The sequence below is a fragment of the Pseudoxanthomonas sp. CF125 genome, from assembly GCF_900104085.1.
GTDB lineage: Bacteria > Pseudomonadota > Gammaproteobacteria > Xanthomonadales > Xanthomonadaceae > Pseudoxanthomonas_A.
Window position 1 is genome coordinate 595,145 of record NZ_FNLD01000003.1, and the last position, 17,081, is coordinate 612,225.

The 17,081-nt window shown below is 64.1% G+C and carries 14 protein-coding genes and 1 pseudogene; 8 read left to right on the forward strand and 7 right to left on the reverse strand.

Features of this window, described 5'->3' with window-relative positions:
• Positions 1-72: 72 nt before the first annotated feature.
• Positions 73-867, reverse strand: coding sequence for an ABC transporter permease (locus BLR66_RS16175; RefSeq protein ID WP_093289399.1), 795 nt, complete (start codon positions 865-867; stop codon positions 73-75).
• 172 nt (positions 868-1,039) lie between these two features.
• Positions 1,040-2,011 carry an ABC transporter ATP-binding protein gene (locus tag BLR66_RS16180; RefSeq protein WP_093289401.1) on the reverse strand — a complete coding sequence of 324 codons (972 nt, stop codon included), beginning with the start codon at positions 2,009-2,011 and terminating at the stop codon, positions 1,040-1,042.
• Between the two features lie 35 nt (positions 2,012-2,046).
• Here BLR66_RS16180 and BLR66_RS16185 point away from each other — a divergent pair.
• The 5 genes and pseudogenes from BLR66_RS16185 to BLR66_RS16205 all read left to right on the forward strand — a co-directional run bounded on the left by BLR66_RS16185 (position 2,047) and on the right by BLR66_RS16205 (position 6,960).
• Positions 2,047-2,866 (forward strand): annotated as a pseudogene (locus BLR66_RS16185) (FAD-binding oxidoreductase).
• A gap of 118 nt (positions 2,867-2,984) precedes the next feature.
• Positions 2,985-4,451 (forward strand): alpha/beta hydrolase, encoded by a 1,467-nt coding sequence (locus BLR66_RS16190; protein WP_093289404.1) that lies wholly within the window; start codon positions 2,985-2,987, stop codon positions 4,449-4,451.
• Positions 4,452-4,605: 154 nt separating this feature from the next.
• Positions 4,606-5,352 carry an ABC transporter ATP-binding protein gene (locus BLR66_RS16195; RefSeq protein WP_093289407.1) on the forward strand — a complete coding sequence of 249 codons (747 nt, stop codon included), beginning with the start codon at positions 4,606-4,608 and terminating at the stop codon, positions 5,350-5,352.
• On the forward strand, positions 5,349-6,530 hold the full coding sequence (locus BLR66_RS16200; protein WP_093289409.1) for an ABC transporter permease: 1,182 nt from the start codon (positions 5,349-5,351) through the stop codon (positions 6,528-6,530). The genes BLR66_RS16195 and BLR66_RS16200 overlap by 4 nt, the downstream gene beginning before the upstream one ends.
• 103 nt (positions 6,531-6,633) lie before the next feature.
• The gene (locus tag BLR66_RS16205) at positions 6,634-6,960 is read left to right on the forward strand and encodes a hypothetical protein (protein WP_093289412.1); all 327 of its coding nucleotides are present in this window, start codon (positions 6,634-6,636) and stop codon (positions 6,958-6,960) included.
• A gap of 385 nt (positions 6,961-7,345) precedes the next feature.
• On the opposite strand, the gene BLR66_RS16210 is transcribed toward BLR66_RS16205, so the two are convergent.
• From BLR66_RS16210 to rpmH, 5 genes are all read right to left on the reverse strand, one after another.
• Positions 7,346-8,350, reverse strand: coding sequence for an energy transducer TonB (locus BLR66_RS16210; RefSeq protein WP_093289415.1), 1,005 nt, complete (start codon positions 8,348-8,350; stop codon positions 7,346-7,348).
• Positions 8,351-8,432: 82 nt separating this feature from the next.
• Positions 8,433-9,782, reverse strand: coding sequence for a tRNA uridine-5-carboxymethylaminomethyl(34) synthesis GTPase MnmE (mnmE, locus tag BLR66_RS16215; RefSeq protein WP_093289419.1), 1,350 nt, complete (start codon positions 9,780-9,782; stop codon positions 8,433-8,435).
• Positions 9,783-10,079: 297 nt separating this feature from the next.
• The gene (gene yidC, locus BLR66_RS16220) at positions 10,080-11,825 is read right to left on the reverse strand and encodes a membrane protein insertase YidC (RefSeq protein ID WP_093289421.1); all 1,746 of its coding nucleotides are present in this window, start codon (positions 11,823-11,825) and stop codon (positions 10,080-10,082) included.
• A gap of 13 nt (positions 11,826-11,838) precedes the next feature.
• On the reverse strand, positions 11,839-12,273 hold the full coding sequence (rnpA, locus tag BLR66_RS16225; RefSeq protein WP_093289424.1) for a ribonuclease P protein component: 435 nt from the start codon (positions 12,271-12,273) through the stop codon (positions 11,839-11,841).
• A 144-nt stretch (positions 12,274-12,417) separates the two neighbouring features.
• Complete coding sequence (gene rpmH / locus BLR66_RS16230; RefSeq protein WP_093289426.1) at positions 12,418-12,558, reverse strand: 50S ribosomal protein L34; 141 nt, start codon at positions 12,556-12,558, stop codon at positions 12,418-12,420.
• Positions 12,559-12,854: 296 nt separating this feature from the next.
• On the opposite strand from rpmH, the gene dnaA reads away from it, so the two are divergent.
• From dnaA to recF, 3 genes are all read left to right on the forward strand, one after another.
• Positions 12,855-14,180 (forward strand): chromosomal replication initiator protein DnaA, encoded by a 1,326-nt coding sequence (dnaA, locus tag BLR66_RS16235; protein ID WP_093289429.1) that lies wholly within the window; start codon positions 12,855-12,857, stop codon positions 14,178-14,180.
• A gap of 224 nt (positions 14,181-14,404) precedes the next feature.
• Positions 14,405-15,505 carry a DNA polymerase III subunit beta gene (dnaN, locus tag BLR66_RS16240; protein ID WP_093289432.1) on the forward strand — a complete coding sequence of 367 codons (1,101 nt, stop codon included), beginning with the start codon at positions 14,405-14,407 and terminating at the stop codon, positions 15,503-15,505.
• A 166-nt stretch (positions 15,506-15,671) separates the two neighbouring features.
• Positions 15,672-16,757 (forward strand): DNA replication/repair protein RecF, encoded by a 1,086-nt coding sequence (recF, locus tag BLR66_RS16245; RefSeq protein ID WP_093289434.1) that lies wholly within the window; start codon positions 15,672-15,674, stop codon positions 16,755-16,757.
• The last annotated feature ends 324 nt before the right edge of the window (positions 16,758-17,081 follow it).

Here is a 17,081-nt window from a genome sequence, read left to right on the forward strand (position 1 = left end):
CGGCTGCTCTTTAACACGCAAAGACCTGAGTCCCCGCGAAGGGCAGCCGAGCAAGCTCGGCTCTACAGGCCGCTAGCTGCGCAGACCTACGCCGCGCTTCAACAACCACAGACCCAAGGCGCCCAACCCGCCCACGAAGCTCAGCATCAACGCGTACGCCACCCACACCGGCACATCGCTGGTGCCCAGCAGGCCGTAGCGGAACGCATTGACCATGTAGAAGATGGGATTGGCGTGGGTAGCGGCCTCGGCCCACGGCGGCAGCAGCTTGACCGAATAGAACACGCCGCCCAGGTAAGTCAGTGGGGTGAGGATGAAGGTCGGCACGATGGCCACGTCGTCGAACTTCTTCGCATACACCGCGTTGATGAAGCCGGCCAGCGAGAAGATGGTGGCGCCCAGCAGCACCGTGGTCAGGGTGATGAAAGGATGCGGGATGCGCACCTTGGTGAAGAACATGGCGATCACCAGCACGATGCTGCCGACCATCAGCCCGCGCAGCACCGCGCCGGCCACGTAGCCGCCCAGGATCACCCAGTTGGGCATCGGGCTGACCAGCAATTCCTCGATATGGCGGCCGAACTTGGCGCCGAAGAAACTGGAGGAGATGTTGCCGTAGCTGTTCTGGATGACGCTCATCATCACCAACCCGGGCACGATGAACTCCATGTAGCTGTAGCCGCCCATGTCGCCGATGCGCGAACCGATCAGCCCGCCGAAGATCAGGAAGTACAAAGTCATGGTGATCGCCGGCGGCACCAGGGTCTGCCCCCAGATGCGCAGGATGCGCATGATCTCGCGGCGCACGATGGTGCCGAGGGCGACGAAGTTCTTTTGCAGTGAGGTGGTGGCAACGGCTTGGGTCATTCTCTATCTCAGCATCTCTTGCGTTTGCTCTTGCCCCCTCCCTTGCGAAGCAGGGGAGGGTTGGGGAGGGGTGCTCTTGATCTTGCCTTTAGCTCTTCTCAAAGCAACAACAACAGCAAAATCAAAAGCACCCCTCCCTAGCCCTCCCCTGCTTCGCAAGGGAGGGGATTAATCATGCCGCTTGTTCCCGCTTCGCCGCCGCTTCATCGCCGGTCAACCGCACGAACAATTCTTCCAACCGATTGCTCTTGGTCCGCATCGAACGCACGCGGATACCCGCCTCGCCCAACGCTGCGAACACACGGTTGAGATCCATCGCCCGCGGCATGTCCAAGTCCAAAGTATGGTCGTCGGTGGCGACCAGCGTGGTCCCTTCGATCGCCGGCAATTGCGAAGGCAACACGCCATCGATGTCGAACACGAATCCTTCCACATCCAGCTTGGCCAGCAACGCGCGCATCGGCCCCTGCTCGACGATGGTGCCGCGGTCGATGATGGCCACGTTGCGGCACAGGCTCTCGGCTTCTTCCAGGTAATGCGTGGTCAGGATGATGGTGGTGCCGGCAGTATTGATTTCCTTCAGCGTCTTCCACATGCCGCGGCGGATCTCGATGTCCACGCCGGCGGTGGGTTCGTCCAGGATCAGCAGGCGCGGACGGGTCATCATGGCGCGGGCGATCATCAGCCGGCGCTTCATGCCACCGGACAGAGTGCGCGACATGCTGGTGGCCTTGTCCCACAGCTGGGCGCGCTTGAGTTCCTCTTCGGCCCGCACCAGCGCCTCGGCCCGCGGAATTCCGTAGAAACCGGCGTAGTTGACCAGGATGTCGATGGGCTTCTCGAACATGTTGAAGTTCAGCTCCTGCGGCACCAGGCCGAGCAGGCGCATGGCGCCGTCGCGGTCCTTGGACAGATTGACGCCGAATACTTCCACTTCCCCGGCGCTCTTGTTGACCAGCGAGCTGACGATCCCGATCAAGGTGGACTTGCCGGCGCCATTGGGGCCCAGCAGGGCGAAGAAATCGCCCGGAGCGACCTGCAGCGAGACGCCCTTGAGCGCCTGCACGCCGGTGTCGTAGGTCTTGCGCAAGTCGGTGATGGAGAGCGCGGCCGCATTGGCGGCAGGTGCAGCTTGGGAAACCATGTAGGACCTTACGGCGCCCGCCGGGCGCCTGAAGTATGCAAACGCTTATTATAGGCGTCCCGTCGGGCCGGCCCCGGCACCAGACTGTTCCGGTTCCGAACCTTGGCCATCGTCCATTTCCCGCTCAAGTTGGTAGAACGCCGCATGCTGGCGCCCTCCGTCGGCCACTACGTATTCGTACGCGGCGACGGGCTTCCCTTGGATTTCATCCCGGGCCAGTTCATCCAGGTGCATTTCAGCTACGCCGATGGCACCGCCACCAAGCGCAGCTATTCGCTGGCCACCATCCACGACCATGCCCTGGGCGCCGGCGAAACCGTCGAAATCGCCGTCAGTTACGTGGCCGGCGGTGCGGCCACCGCGCTGTTCGAAGGGCTGGAGACCGGTGGCCAGATCGACGCCAGCGGCCCGTACGGGCGCTTCTGCCTGATGCCGGGCGACGCCAACAGGCGCTATCTGTTCATCGGCACCGGCACCGGCGTCACCCCTTACCGCGCCATGCTGCCGCTGGTGGAAAAGCTGATCGCCGAGCGCGGCATCGAGGTGGTGCTGCTGTTCGGCGCGCGCACGCCCGAGGAATTGCTGTACGGCGAGGATTTCCGCGCCTTCGCCGACAAGCACCCGCAGTTCCGCTTCGTGCCCTGCTTCTCCCGCGAGCTGCCGGACAACCCCCACCCCGATGTGCGCCGCGGTTACGTGCAGCAATTCCTGGCCGAGTTCTCGCCCAACCCGCAAACCGACATCGCCTACCTGTGCGGCAATCCCAACATGGTGGATGCGTGCTTCGAATCGCTGAAGGCCGACGGACTGCCGATTCCGCAGATCCGGCGGGAGAAGTACGTTTCGTCGAAGTGACGCTTTTCCTTCTCCCGGTGGGAGAAGGAAAAACCCATGCCCTGCCTTTGGTCACATCCGCCGCCGCTCTCCGTCGTGACAACATAGGGTCTGGAAGAGACCGCTCACCGGAGACGCCATGCGTCGAATACAGATTGCCGCCGCTGTTGCTCTGTTGGCCCTGGCCTGCGCCCCCGACGCGCAGGCGCGCAAGCTGGGCTCCCTGGAGTTCAAGACCTGCTCGCTGAGCACGCCGTTTTCCGACGAGGCGTTGCCCGCGCAGTGCGCTACGTTGCAGGTGCCGGAAAATCCGGCCAGCCCGGCGGGCCGCAAGATCGGCCTGAAGATCGCGTGGATACCCGCCGACAAGGACGATGCCGCCGAGCCGGATCCGGTCTTCATGCTCGCCGGCGGACCGGGCCAATCGGCGCTGGAAAGCTACCCGCAAACCGCCAATGCCTTCGCCGAGACCCGCAAGAAACGCCACATCATCTTGGTGGACCAGCGCGGCACGGGTGGTTCCAATGCGCTGAGCTGCAAGGAGCCGTTCGATGAAACCGAACTGCCCACGCCGCAGGCTGCCACCGACTACACCAAGCGCTGCCTGGCCGCACTGTCCAAGCGCGCCGATCCGCGCTTCTACACCACCACCGAAGCGATCCAGGACCTGGACGCGGTGCGCAAGGCAATCGGCGCCGAGAAGATCAATCTGGTCGGCATCTCTTACGGCACGCGCGTGGCCCAGCAGTACGCGGCGAAGTATCCGGCCAGCACGCGCACGATCGTGCTGGACAGCGTGGCGCCCAATTCGCTGGTGCTGGGCAACGAGTTCGCGCGCAACCTGGAAGAGGCGCTGGATCTGCAGTTCGCACTCTGCGCCAAGACTTCAGCCTGTCTGCAACGCATGGGCGACCCGCGCGCGAAGCTACGCGCACTGATGGCCAAGCTGGAATCCGATCCGCCCTTGGTGGCCTATCGCGACGGCATTACCGGCGAAAGCAAGCAGGAAAAATTGACGCCCGCGCTGGTCGCGGGCTTGGTGCGCATGTACGCGTACATGCCGCTGGCCTCGTCGCTGCTGCCCTTGCAGTTGAACGAAGCGGCCAACGGACGTTACGACGCGCTGATGGCGCTGTCGAAGATGCTGGGCGACCAGATGTCCGAAAGCATCACCATGGGCATGCAGCTTTCGGTGATCTGCAGCGAGGACGGCAGCGAACTAAAAGCCGACCCGGCCGACGAAGGCACTCTGCTCGGCAACGATCTCGCGGATTATCTGGTCGCCCAATGCGCGGTCTGGCCGAAAGGCACGCGTCCGGCGGGTTTCCGTGCGCCGCTGAAGACCGCCGTGCCTGCCTTGCTGTTGTCCGGCGAGTTCGATCCGGTGACCCCGCCGCGCTACGGCGAGGCAGTGGTCAAGCCGCTTGCGAACGGACGCCATCTGGTGCTGCGCGGCCAGGGCCACAACGTGATCGGCGTCGGCTGCATGCCCAGGCTGATGGCTCAGTTCATCGACAGCGCAGACGCCAGGAGGCTCGACGCCAAGTGTTTGGCCAAGTTGGCCTACACACCGCCCTTCACCGGCTTTTATGGATGGGAACCATGAGTGCCGGGAATGGGGATTCGGGATTGGGGATTGGGGATTCGGAACGGCAAAAACGGAGGACATCTTTCATGGTGGTTGCATCGCATGCGGCAAGGATCGGGGCTTTTCCCCAATCCCAAATCCCCAATCCCGAATCCCCATTCCCGGTGTCGCCATGATCCAAGTACAGGCGCTGCATAAGTCCTTCACCGCCGCCAAGACGGTGGTCAAAGCCGTTGACGGCGTGAGTTTCGAAGCGCGCGATGGCGAGATCACCGGTCTTCTGGGTCCCAACGGCGCCGGCAAGACCACCACCTTGCGCATGCTGTACACGCTGATGAAGCCCGACAGCGGGCGCGTGCTGGTGGACGGCCACGACACGGCCAGCGAAGCCGAAGCGGTAAGACGCGCGCTGGGCGTGTTGCCGGATGCGCGCGGCGTATACAAGCGCCTGACCGCACGCGAGAACATCGCCTATTTCGGCGAATTGCACGGCCTGGATGCGGCCACCATCGCCACGCGAACCGACAGTCTGGTGCGCGCGCTGAACATGCAGGACTTCATTGATCGTCGCACTGAAGGATTTTCGCAAGGCCAGCGCACCAAGACCGCGATCGCACGCGCGCTTGTCCACGATCCGGGCAACGTGATCCTGGACGAGCCCACCAACGGCCTGGACGTGATGACCACGCGCGGCCTGCGCGAATTTCTCAAGCAATTGCGCGCCGAAGGGCGCTGCGTGGTCTTCTCCAGCCACATCATGCAAGAGGTCGCTGCGCTGTGCGACCGCATCGTGATCATCGCGCGCGGCCAGGTGGTGGCCTCGGGCACCGCCGACGAACTGCGCGCGTTGACCGGCGAAGAGAACCTGGAAGACGCGTTCGTGAAAGCCATCGGCTCGGAAGAAGGACTGCTCGCATGAAATCTTTCCGTGCCTTGATGACCGTGATGCGCAAGGAATTGCGCGACCTGTTCCGCGACCGCCGCACCTTGCTGCTGGCCCTGGGGCTCAGCCCGTTGCTCACTCCCCTGCTGATCATCGGCCTGGGCACACTGGGCGAAAGCCGCGCCCGTAGCCAGATCGAAAAACCGTTAGAACTGCCTGTGGTCGGCCGCGAACATGCGCCCAACCTGATCGCCTGGCTGGAGGGCCAGAACGTGACGATCAAGGCGCCGCCGAAAGACATCAATGCGGCCATCGCAAGCCAGGAAGAAGACGTGGTCCTGCGGATCGGTCCCGAATTTCCGGAGCAATGGCGCAAAAGCCTGCCGGCACCGCTGGAGATCATCCAGGACAGCACCCGCCAGGATGCCGAAATCCCGGTGCGTCGCCTGCAAGGATTGTTGTCCGCCTATGGCGGACAAGCCGGTTCGCTGCGCCTGCTCGCACGCGGCGTCAGCCCCGGCGCGGCCAGCGCCATCCAGATACGGAAAACCGACCTGGCCACGCCCGAAGCGCAACGCGGGCGCGTGCTGTCCTTCATCCTTCCCTATTTCCTGATCATCAGCGCCTTCCTGGGCGGCGTTTCCCTGATCCTGGATGCGACCGCCGGCGAGCGCGAGCGCCAATCGCTGGAGCCCTTGCTGGCCACGCCCGCGCCGCGCGGCGCCATCGTCAGCGGCAAGATCGCGGCGGCGTGCGTGATCGCCTTGATTTCGCTGTTGCTCACCCTGCTCGCGTTCAAGCTGGGGGCGCTGCTGTCGCCATCGGTCGGCCGGCAGATGGAAGTCAGCTTCATGGCCATCGGCAAGCTGCTGCTGATCCTGATGCCGATGGTGTTCATCGGCACCACCCTGCTGACCTACCTGGCCGCCGCGGCCAAGAGCATGAAGGAAGCGCAGAGCCACATGACCTGGCTGATGCTGCTGCCGATGCTGCCGACCATCGTGCTGATGGTGAACCCGGTGAAGACCCAGCTCTGGCAGTTCGCGGTGCCTTTCCTGGCTCAGAACCAGCTGATCCTGAAAGTGGTGCGCGGCGAAGTCATCACCGCGCAGCAATGGGCGGTCTACCTGGCAACGGGTTTCGGCTTGGCGGCGATCCTGTGGTTCGCGGCGACGCGTCGTTACCAGCAGGAGCGTTTGGCCATCTCGGGTTGAGCCCACTCCAACAAAAGCAACCCGAGGGATTGCGCGGCGGTCAATTCAAACGCCACCGCGCCACCGTCAACGAAGACGGAACCGTTCGAACCTTGGACTAGCCGTGCTGGACATTTACTACACAGATCCATCCACCACCGATATGCCCGACGATCCCAGCGGCCTTGAACTGGCGGGCTCCATCGATCTCGATGCCCACCGCTCGCTGGCGTTTTTGTTCGACAAGGGCAGCCTGGCCGGCGCAGGTCTCAGATACTTCGAGGATTCCTTTCTGCAGCCTGCCCAGGTCGCCACGCTCATGAAGATATTCACGGCCAACGTGAGCGAACTCGGCGGCAACCGCGAGGCGCTGGAGGCGTTTGAGGCGATGCGCAGCCTCTTCGAGGCGGCATTGGTCAGGGGTGCAGGCCTGGCTGCCTTCTGCGACTGAGCTTGCGTCGAAAAGGAAATGGACCGCCTGGATGGTTTCCCTGAAGAAAAGAAAGGAAACAACCGTCATCCCGGCGAATGCCGGGACCCAACTTCCAGTTGATGCAATGTCGGAACGTGCGCCGTGAGAAATTGACCGGCACGTACGTTGTTCATGCGTAATGACAGGGCGTGCACAGATCATTTCCCACCGCTGACCAACCACTTCAATCGCTGTTAGTTGGGTCCCGGCATTCGCCGGGATGACGGTCTTTAATTTTAGAACCGGCCTTCTTCATTTCCAGCCCGTACCCGGCATCGCGCTTCGTGCGATTTCTGTACAGAACTTCCGGCTAAAACAAGAAGGCCGGCTTGCGCCGGCCTTCCGTCAACGATTGCTTTGCAATTCAACCCGGATTGAACGCCAGCGTGCGGCGCGTGGTGGTCGGCGCGTCGATGGGTTCGAACTTCCAGCGGCGTACCGCATTCAAGGCTTCGCGATCGAACACGCGCGGCGGCGTGGCGCGCACCACGCGCGCATTGGTCACCGAACCGTCGGTGCCGATGGTGATCTCCACCAGCACTTCACCGGCGGTGCCGGCGCGCAGCGCTTCGGGCGGGTACCGCGGCGAGGGCGAACTGACCACCTTCAGCGACGTGCTGGCGGCCGGCCGTGCAGCCGCGGGCGCCGCCGTTGCGGTCGAGGCCGGGGTGGTAGTGCGGGCGGCGGCTTCGCGCTGGGCCGCTTCACGCTGGGCGGCGGCAACACGCTCGGCTTCCGCCGCACGCGCTGCGTCCTGCTGTTGCTGCGTCGCCAGGGCGGCGGCGGCGGCCCGCTGCTGTTCGGCCTGTTGCGCCAGACGCTGCTCTTCCAGCGCCTTGGTCTCGGCAGCGGTGACTTCCTTGGTCTTCTCGGTCTCGGCGCGCGCTGCGACCGCCAGCTGCGCATTGGCAATGGTCTGCTTCAGGCGCGGCAGGGCCGGGGCTTTGGGATCGGCTTTTTCGAGCAGCGCAGAAAGGCGCTGCGCCTCGAGGAAGTCCTCGCGGCCGATGCTTTGTTCGGTAGCGATCAGCGTATAGGGCATCAGATCGGTCAATGCGCTGGTCACGGCCGGGTCACTGGGCAATTTGTCGCGCAGCGCCAGGTAGTACTCCATGGCGTTGTCCCCGCCCGGGGCGTAGATACGGTTCTCGCTCAGCGCCTTGGTGGCGGCTTCGCGCAGCTGCTCGGCGCTCATCGCCTGAACCTGCGCCGAAACGGCCGGTGCGGGTGGAGCGGCGGCCGGCGCGGCGGCCGGTGCTGCGGTGGTCGCTTCCGTGCCGGCTTGCTCGTCCTTGGAACAGGCGGCAAGGGCGACCATCAGCGACAGTGCGACCCAGCGCGACCTCTTTGAAATCGTGGCAACAGACATTCGTTTACTCCCCAAGACAAACAATCGAAAAAAACCCCTTACCAGCCAAGCATGAAGCATGCCATCGCATTCGTCGGCTTGCTCACTTGCCGATGCAGAAAGTCGAGAAAATGCGGCCCAGCATGTCATCCGGCGAAATCCTCCCGGTGATTTCGCCCAAGGCTTCGTGGGACAGCCTTAATTCTTCGGCGGCCAGCTCCAGCCTTTCGTGATCCAGTTCACGCTTTGCCGTATCCGCATGTTCCTGCGCCCTGCGCAGCGCGTCTACATGGCGGGCGCGCGCAGAGAACTCGCCGGCGCCGGCTTGCTGGGTGTTTCCCATGGCCAGCGAGCGCAAACGGGCATGCAGCGTTTCCAGACCCCGACCGTCCTTGGCCGAGACATGCACCGTGGTCTCGTTGTCCGTGGGCGGCGCAGCCAGCAGATCGCTTTTGTTGTGGATCAGCAGGCGCAGCGGCACTGTCGCCAGCACGCCTTCCACCGCCGCCAGCCCGGCGGCGGGGTCGCGCGCATCCAGCACCACCAGGGCCAGGTCGGCGGTTTCCAGTTCGGCCCGGGCGCGGCGCATGCCCTCGCGTTCGATGGCATCGCCCCCCTCGCGCAAGCCCGCGGTGTCCACCAGCGTCAGTTCCAGACCATCCAGGCGCATGGTTTCGCGCAGGACATCGCGGGTGGTGCCGGGAATGTCGGTGACGATGGCGCGGTCGCCGCCGGCCAGCGCATTGAGCAACGAGCTCTTGCCGGCGTTGGGCGGACCCACGATCACCGCATGCAGGCCGTCGCGCAGTTTGCGGCCGCGTTCGGCGTCGGCCAGCAGGTGCGACAGGTCGGCCTGCGTGGCCGCGAGCTTTTCGCGCACCGCCGGGCCACCCAGCGTGTCGATGGACTCGTCGGCGAAGTCGATGGCCGCCTCCACATGCACGCGCAAGGCCGAGAAACTGTCGGCGATGGCCTCCACGCGTTGCGAGAACACGCCCTCCAGCGCGCGCCGTGCAGCGCGCGCAGCGCGCGTGTCGGAAGCGGCGATCAGGTCGGCGATGGCTTCAGCCTGGGCCAGATCGAGTCGGTCGTTGAGAAAAGCGCGCTCGCTGAATTCGCCCGGGCGCGCATGTCGGGCGCCCAGCGAACAGGCGCGCATCACCAGTTGCTGCAGCACTACCGGACTGCCGTGGGCCTGCAGCTCGACCACGTCTTCGCCAGTGAAGCTGTTGGGCGCGGGAAAGGACAGCGCCAGGCCGTCATCGATGATTTCGCCGTCGTGTTCGGAAAAACGCACATGATGCGCGTGGCGCGGCTGCAGGCTTCGTCCGCAGATGTTTTCGGCGATCGCAAGCGAGTGTGGCCCCGACAGGCGCACGATGCCGACGCCGCCCGCGCCCGGCGCGGTGGCGACAGCGACGATGGTGTCGGTGCTGTGGTTGGCGTTGTTCATCGGCCTGCGGAATTCATGGAGCGGAGTCTTGCATATTCTCGAATCAAATCCGGTTCAACCAACGCTTTCGCGGCGAAGCTTCCAAGAATCCCGTTGGCCCTGATTTCCAGGAGTCCCGTTCGTGGTGAGCCTGTCGAACCATGCTTTTCGAGTGAAAACCAAGCGCTGGCTTTCGACTGGTTACCGCCAGGAGCGTGGTTCGACAGGCTCACCACGAACGGATGCGTGGAGTGGGATTCTCAAAAACAGGAAACCCGCCTTCCGGCGGGTTTCCCATGTTGTTGCCGATGCGGTCGTTTACTTGCTGATTGCCTTGCCCTTGGCTTCAGGTGCAGCCGGCGGCTTGCCGTGTTTCTTGCCGACCCACCATTGCTGCAGCAGGCCCAGGCTGCCGTTGGTTACCCAGTACAGCACCAGGCCCGACGGGAAGAACGCCATCATCACGCCGAACACCAGCGGCATGAACTGCATCATCTTCTGCTGCATCGGGTCCATGCCCACCGCAGGCGTCATCTTCTGCGTGGTCCACATCACCAACATGTTGAGCGCGGGCAGAATGAAATACGGATCGCGTGCGGTCAGATCCTGGATCCACAGGAACCACGGCGCCTGCCGCAGCTCCACCGATTCCACCAGCACCCAGTACAAGGCCAGGAAGATCGGCATGGTCACCAGGATGGGCAGACAGCCGCCCATCGGGTTGACCTTCTCTTTCTTGTACAGCTCCATCATCGCCGCTTGCTGCTTGGCGCGGTCGTCGCCGTAGCGCTCGCGCAGCTGGGCCACGCGCGGCGCAAGCGCGCGCATCTTGTTGGCGCTCTCGTACTGCTTGTTGGCCAGCGGATACAGCGCAAGTTTCACCAGAACCACCAAGCCGATGATCGACCAGCCCCAATTGCCGAACAGCGAATGCAGGTGGCTGAGGATCCAGAACAGACCTTGGCCGATGACGGCGAAGATGGAGAACTGGCTGTAGTCGACCGCGCGGTCGAGACCGGGCACGCCCTGCGCTTTCATCTGCTGGATCAGCTTCGGTCCCACGTACAGGCGCGCATCGGTGGACACGCGCTGGCCGGGCGCGACGTTGAAGCCCGGGCCCAGCTCGCGGATCAGCGCACGGCCGGAAATCTCGTCGGTCTGCAGTTTCACTTCGGCCTTAGGATCCGGAATCCAGGCGCTGAAGAAGTGGTGCTGCAGCATGGCAATCCAGCTGCCGCTCGCGTCCTGGTTAAGCTTGCCGTCGTCCATGTACTTGGCGAACTTCAGACGCTCGTACTGCTTCTGCACGCTATACCAGGTCGCGCCGCTGAAGCTGAAGGATTCCGGATTGGTCATGCCGGTCTTGATCACCGGTGGCTGGCGCTCCAGCTGGCGATAGATCGTGCCCTCCCAGGGCGCGCCGCCGTTGTTGACCACTTCGTCGCGCACGTCCACCGCGTAGTTGTCGCGCTTGAGCGTGTAGGTGCGGCGAATGACCACGCCCGACGGGCCGTTCCACACGAACGGCACCGACACCGACGCCGCACCGGGCGCCAGGTTGACTGCGCCTGCGCCGTTCTCCGGAACAAAACCGCTCAAGTGATTGGGTGCAGGATTCTTGGAGCTGGTCCAGCCGCTTTGCGCCGTGTAGTAGTGCGCCGGATCCTGGGTGAACAACACCACGGGCGGGCTGCCGGCGGCTTTGCTCTGCGGATACTTCAGCAGCACCGCTTCCAGCACGTTGCCGCCGTCGATGGTCAGGCGCAGCAGATCGCTGCTGACCACCACGCTCTGCCGGGCGGGAGCCGCGGTAGCGGTAGCGGTGGCATTGTTGGCAGCGGCGCTGACCGCGGGCGCCACGGGCACACCGGCACTGGCCGCAGTTGCGGCGGACTGCGGGACCGGCGAGGCGGAAGGCACCGAGCCTACGTTTGCGGGTTGCGGCTGGCTCGTGGCGGTCGCCAGTCCGGCCGGCTTGGGCGCATTGAACTTGCCCCACTCCATCCACAACAAGGTCGCCACCATCAGCCAGGCGAAAAACAGGAATACACGGGTCTGGTTCATCGGGCAGGCATTCTCAACCGGCGGAAGCGTCCGGTTTGGGCGTGTTGCGGGAAAGGGAAGGAAGAGGTTTCTTGACCGGCGGCATTGTGCCGGGCGCAGACGACGCGGGCAATGCGCCGGCACGTATCAGCGTGCGCAAAAAAGTCTCGCGCAACTGCGTGTTGTCGGCGTTGCGTGCGGCGACGCGGGCCACCACCACGTACTCGCCGCCTGGCAGGTGCTCGCGCAACTTGCGGAACTGATCGCGGAATACGCGTTTGATGCGGTTGCGGCCCACCGCATTGGGATCGACCTTGCGCGAAACGGCCAGGCCCAGCTTCGCTGGCGTTTCACCGGCCAGCCAATGCAGACTCAGCAGCGGGTCGGAGGTGCGGCGGGCTTGTTCGAATACGCGCGCGTATTCGGCGCCCGTGCGTACTCGCGCAGAGGGTGGGAAGGTGGCGTTCATGGGATCATGCTCATGAAGGCCTGCTCATGAAGGCGTTCTCATGCGGACATGAACATGCGGACATGAAAAAGTCCGCACAAGGGCTGCGCGGACTTTTTGCGGAAGGCGTACATGGATGACTCGGCCGCTAATGCGGCAGAAGCATCAGGCGCTCAGGCGTGAGCGGCCCTTGGCACGGCGACGGGCCAGGATCTTGCGGCCATCGGCGGTCTTCATGCGGGCACGAAAGCCATGGTCGCGCTTGCGCTTGAGGTTGCTGGGTTGGTAAGTGCGCTTGGTGGCCATGGGGCCCTCGGGCGGTTTGCGGTGGAAAGAACCGGAAATTCTATAGGGACACCCGGGCTCCGGTCAACCATGGCGTAGGTCGGGGCTACGCCCCCGACGCCCGCCAACTCGGCCACGCGTGCTGTCGGGGACGTAGCCCCGACCTACCGCGGTGGCCTAGCGGTGTTGCTGAACGCGGTGGATAACTCCCGTGCCGCGCGCCGTCGCGTGATAATGTGGCCGACTGTATTTCACCCGCGTCCCGCGCCGTTCGACTGCCGCGTGCACGCCCTTTCGAAGACCGATCGCCGCCCTCGATGGATGCCTGGCCCCGCTGCCTCGAACGCCTGGAAGCCGAACTGCCGGCCGAAGATGTACACACCTGGCTCAAACCCCTGCAGGCCGAACAGCGCCTCGACGCCATGGTCCTGTACGCGCCCAACGCCTTCATCGTGGAGCAGGTGCGCGAGCGCTATCTGTCGCGCATCCAGGAGTTGCTGGGCCACTTCGCCGGCCACCGCGACGTGTCGGTGGAAATCGGATCGCGCGCGCGCATCGTCGAGCCCGCGTTGTCGGCATCGGCATCGGCCGCCGCGAATTTCGCCGCCACCGAGCCTTACGCCGGCAACCTGGATTCGCACTACAGCTTCGACAACTTCGTCGAAGGCCGCAGCAATCAACTGGGCCGCGCCGCTGCCTGGCAGGCCGCGCAGAAGCCTGGCGACCGTTCGCACAACCCCCTGCTGCTGTACGGCGGCACCGGCCTGGGCAAGACCCATTTGATGTTCGCCGCCGGCAACGAACTACGCCGGCAGAATCCGAATGCGCGCGTGCTGTACCTGCGTTCGGAACAGTTCTTCAGCGCCATGACCAAGGCGCTGATCGAGAAATCGATGGACCAGTTCAAGCGCCGCTTCCAACAGGTGGATGCGCTGCTGATCGACGACATCCAGTTCTTCGCCGGCAAGGACCGCACCCAGGAAGAGTTCTTCCACACCTTCAACGCGTTGTTCGACGGCCGCCAGCAGATCATCCTGACCTGCGACCGCTATCCGCGCGAAGTGGAAGGCCTGGAGCCGCGTTTGAAATCGCGCCTGGCCTGGGGCTTGTCGGTGGCGATCGAACCCCCCGATTTCGAGACCCGCGCGGCCATCGTGCTGGCCAAGGCGCGCGAACGCGGCGCGCAGATTCCCGACGATGTCGCTTTCCTGCTGGCCAAGAAAATGCGCTCCAACGTGCGCGACCTGGAAGGCGCCTTGAACACCCTGACCGCGCGCGCCAACTTCACCGGCCGCGCCATCACCACCGAGTTCGCCCAGGAAACCCTGCGCGATCTGTTGCGCGCGCAGCAGCAAGCCATCAGCATCCCCAACATACAGAAGACCGTGGCAGACTATTACGGTCTGCAGATCAAGGATTTGCTGTCCAAGCGACGCACGCGCTCACTGGCGCGTCCGCGACAGGTGGCGATGGCCTTGGCCAAGGAACTGACCGAACACAGCCTGCCGGAAATCGGCGATGCCTTCGCCGGTCGCGACCACACCACCGTTTTGCATGCCTGCCGGCAGATCCGCAACCTGATGGAAACCGACGGCAAGCTGCACGAAGACTGGGACAAACTGATCCGTAAGCTCAGTGAGTAACTAGCCCCAGGCTCTGTGGATAAGTTGGGGACGAAAATCGCCTTCAAACTTATCCACAAGTTGCACCACAGATCCAACGTTCTTGATACATGGCTTGGCGGTATCGAAAAACGAATAAGATTCAAAGGGTTGCGCTGCTTCTCCACCGAAATCGGCGAAACCATCACCACCAGTTTTTGATTTAATACTCTTTCAAGATCCAGTGCATAAGGGGCCAGCACCACATGCGTTTCAGTCTGCAACGCGAAGCATTCCTGAAGCCGTTGGCGCAAGTCGTCAACGTGGTCGAACGCCGGCAGACGTTGCCGGTCCTCGCCAACTTCCTTGTCCAAGTGCAGGGCGGGCAACTCTCGCTCACCGGTACCGATCTGGAAGTGGAGATGATCGCGCGCAGCGCGGTCGACGACGCCCAGGACGGTGAAACCACGATCCCGGCGCGCAAGCTGTTCGAGATCATCCGGGCCCTGCCCGACGGCAGCAAGATCACCGTCAGCCAGACCGGCGACAAGGTCACCGTCTCGGCTGGGCGCAGCCGCTTCACCTTGGCAACGCTTCCGGCCAACGATTTCCCTTCGGTGGATGAAGTTGAGGCGACCGAACGGGTCAACGTGCCCGAAGCCGCGCTGAAGGAGCTGATCGAGCGCACCGCGTTCGCCATGGCCCAGCAGGACGTGCGCTACTACCTCAACGGCCTGCTGTTCGACCTGGGCGACAAGCTACTGCGTTGCGTGGCCACCGACGGCCACCGCCTAGCCTTGTGCGAAACCCCGCTGGACGGCGCCGCCGGCGCCAAGCGCCAGATCATCGTGCCGCGCAAAGGCGTGACCGAGCTGCAGCGGTTGCTGGAGAATGGCGACCGCGAACTGGAACTGGAAATCGGCCGCAGTCATATCCGCGTCAAGCGTGACGATGTGACCTTCACCTCCAAGCTGATCGACGGCCGTTTCCCCGACTACGCCGCGGTGATTCCGATCGGCGCCGACCGTGAGGTCAAGCTGGATCGCGAAGTCCTGCGCGCCGCTCTGCAGCGTGCGGCCATTCTGTCCAACGAGAAGTACCGCGGCGTCCGCGTCGAGGTTTCTCCGGGCCAATTGAAGATCAGCGCCCACAACCCCGAGCAGGAAGAAGCCCAGGAAGAGATCGAGGCCGACACCAAGGTCAGCGATCTGGCCATCGGCTTCAACGTCAATTACCTGCTCGATGCCCTCTCCGCCCTGCGCGACGAGCACATCATCATCCAGTTGCGGGACGCCAACTCCTCGGCACTGGTGCGTGAAGCCAGCAGCGAGAAGTCCCGGCACGTGGTGATGCCGCTGCGCCTGTGATTCCACCCTTGTTTCACGTGGAACATCCTCAACGCCCGGAGATCTCCGGGCGTTCTGGTTTTGCGGGGGGCCTTTTCGCCGTAGGTCGGGGCTACGCCCCCGACGCTCGGGTAGGTTGGTTCCTCTTTGTCGGGGACGTAGCCCCGACCTACGCAGGGGCCGGCGGATGCAAGTAACCCGCCTCACCGCCTCCGGCCTACGTCGCTTCGAAAGCGTGGCGATCGAACCCGCTGCTGGCCTCAACCTGATTACCGGCGACAACGGCGCCGGCAAGACCAGCTTGCTGGAGGCCCTACACCTGATGGCTTACGGGCGCAGTTTCCGTGGGCGGGTGCGGGATGGGCTGGTGAGGACGGGTTCGGACGCCGTCGAGGTCTTCGTGGAATGGCGGGAAGGCCCGGACGCCCGGCACCGCCGCGCCGGCCTGCGCCACACCGGCCAGACTTGGGTCGGACGCCTGGATGGCGAGAACGTGGCCCAACTGGGCGAACTCTGCGCCGCGCTGGCAGTGGTCAGCTTCGAACCCGGCAGCCATGCTCTGGTAACCGGCGGCGGCGAACCCCGGCGCCGGTTCGTGGATTGGGGGTTGTTCCACGTGGAACAAGGTTTCCTGTTGCTCTGGCGCCGTTATGCCCGCGCCCTGAAACAGCGCAATGCTCTGCTGAAGTCGGGCGCAGGCGGGCAGCAGCTGGATGCCTGGGATCATGAGCTGGCGGAAGCCGGGGAGCCCCTCACCCGCCATCGACGCCAATACCTGGAACAACTCCAGCTTCGCCTATCTGCGGTCGCCGCGGACCTAGTGCCGGCGCTGGGCGCCAGCAACCTCGAATTCCAACCGGGCTGGCGCAGCAGCGAGCTGTCGCTGGCCGACGCCCTGTTGCTTGCCCGGGATCGCGACCGGAGCCTGGGCTACACCTCCGTCGGCCCGCACCGAGCCGACTGGCGGATCGAATATGCGGGCCATCCCAACCGCGAAGCGCTGTCGCGGGGCCAAGCCAAGCTTTCTGCCCTGTCCGCCCTGCTCGCGCAAGCCGAGGACTACGCCCAGCGGCGCGGTGAGTGGCCTATCGTCGCCCTGGACGATCTTTCCTCGGAGCTGGACCGCAAGCACCAGCAACGGGTGCTGCAGCGCCTCCTGGCCAGCGGCGCTCAGATATTCATTACCGGCACCGAAGCCCCGGCCGCTCTGGAAAGTATTGAGGCGACACCGGCGGTGTTCCACGTGGAACAAGGCCAAGTTCTGCGCACGTAGGTCGGGGCTACGCCCCCGACGCTCAGGAAGCCAGGATTCCCTGTGTCGGGGGCGTAGCCCCGACCTACCCGCTTCTCTCTGAGGAAGAAGACGCCGGAAGAGCCTGCCCCGCGCTTGATGCGGGGCGGATGAGGGTGCGGCGAAGTCATTAGCGTGTGAACTATCCTGGTTTCGCCGTACCCTCACCCCAACCCCTCTCCCGCCGGGAGAGGGGCTTCAAGGCGGCCGAAATGCTATAATTCCTGCCTCACTCCCTATAGCTAATGTGTAGCCTGCAACCAGCCTTCGGCCGGACTGCTTGCACACGGAAGCGCAGCAGGCGAT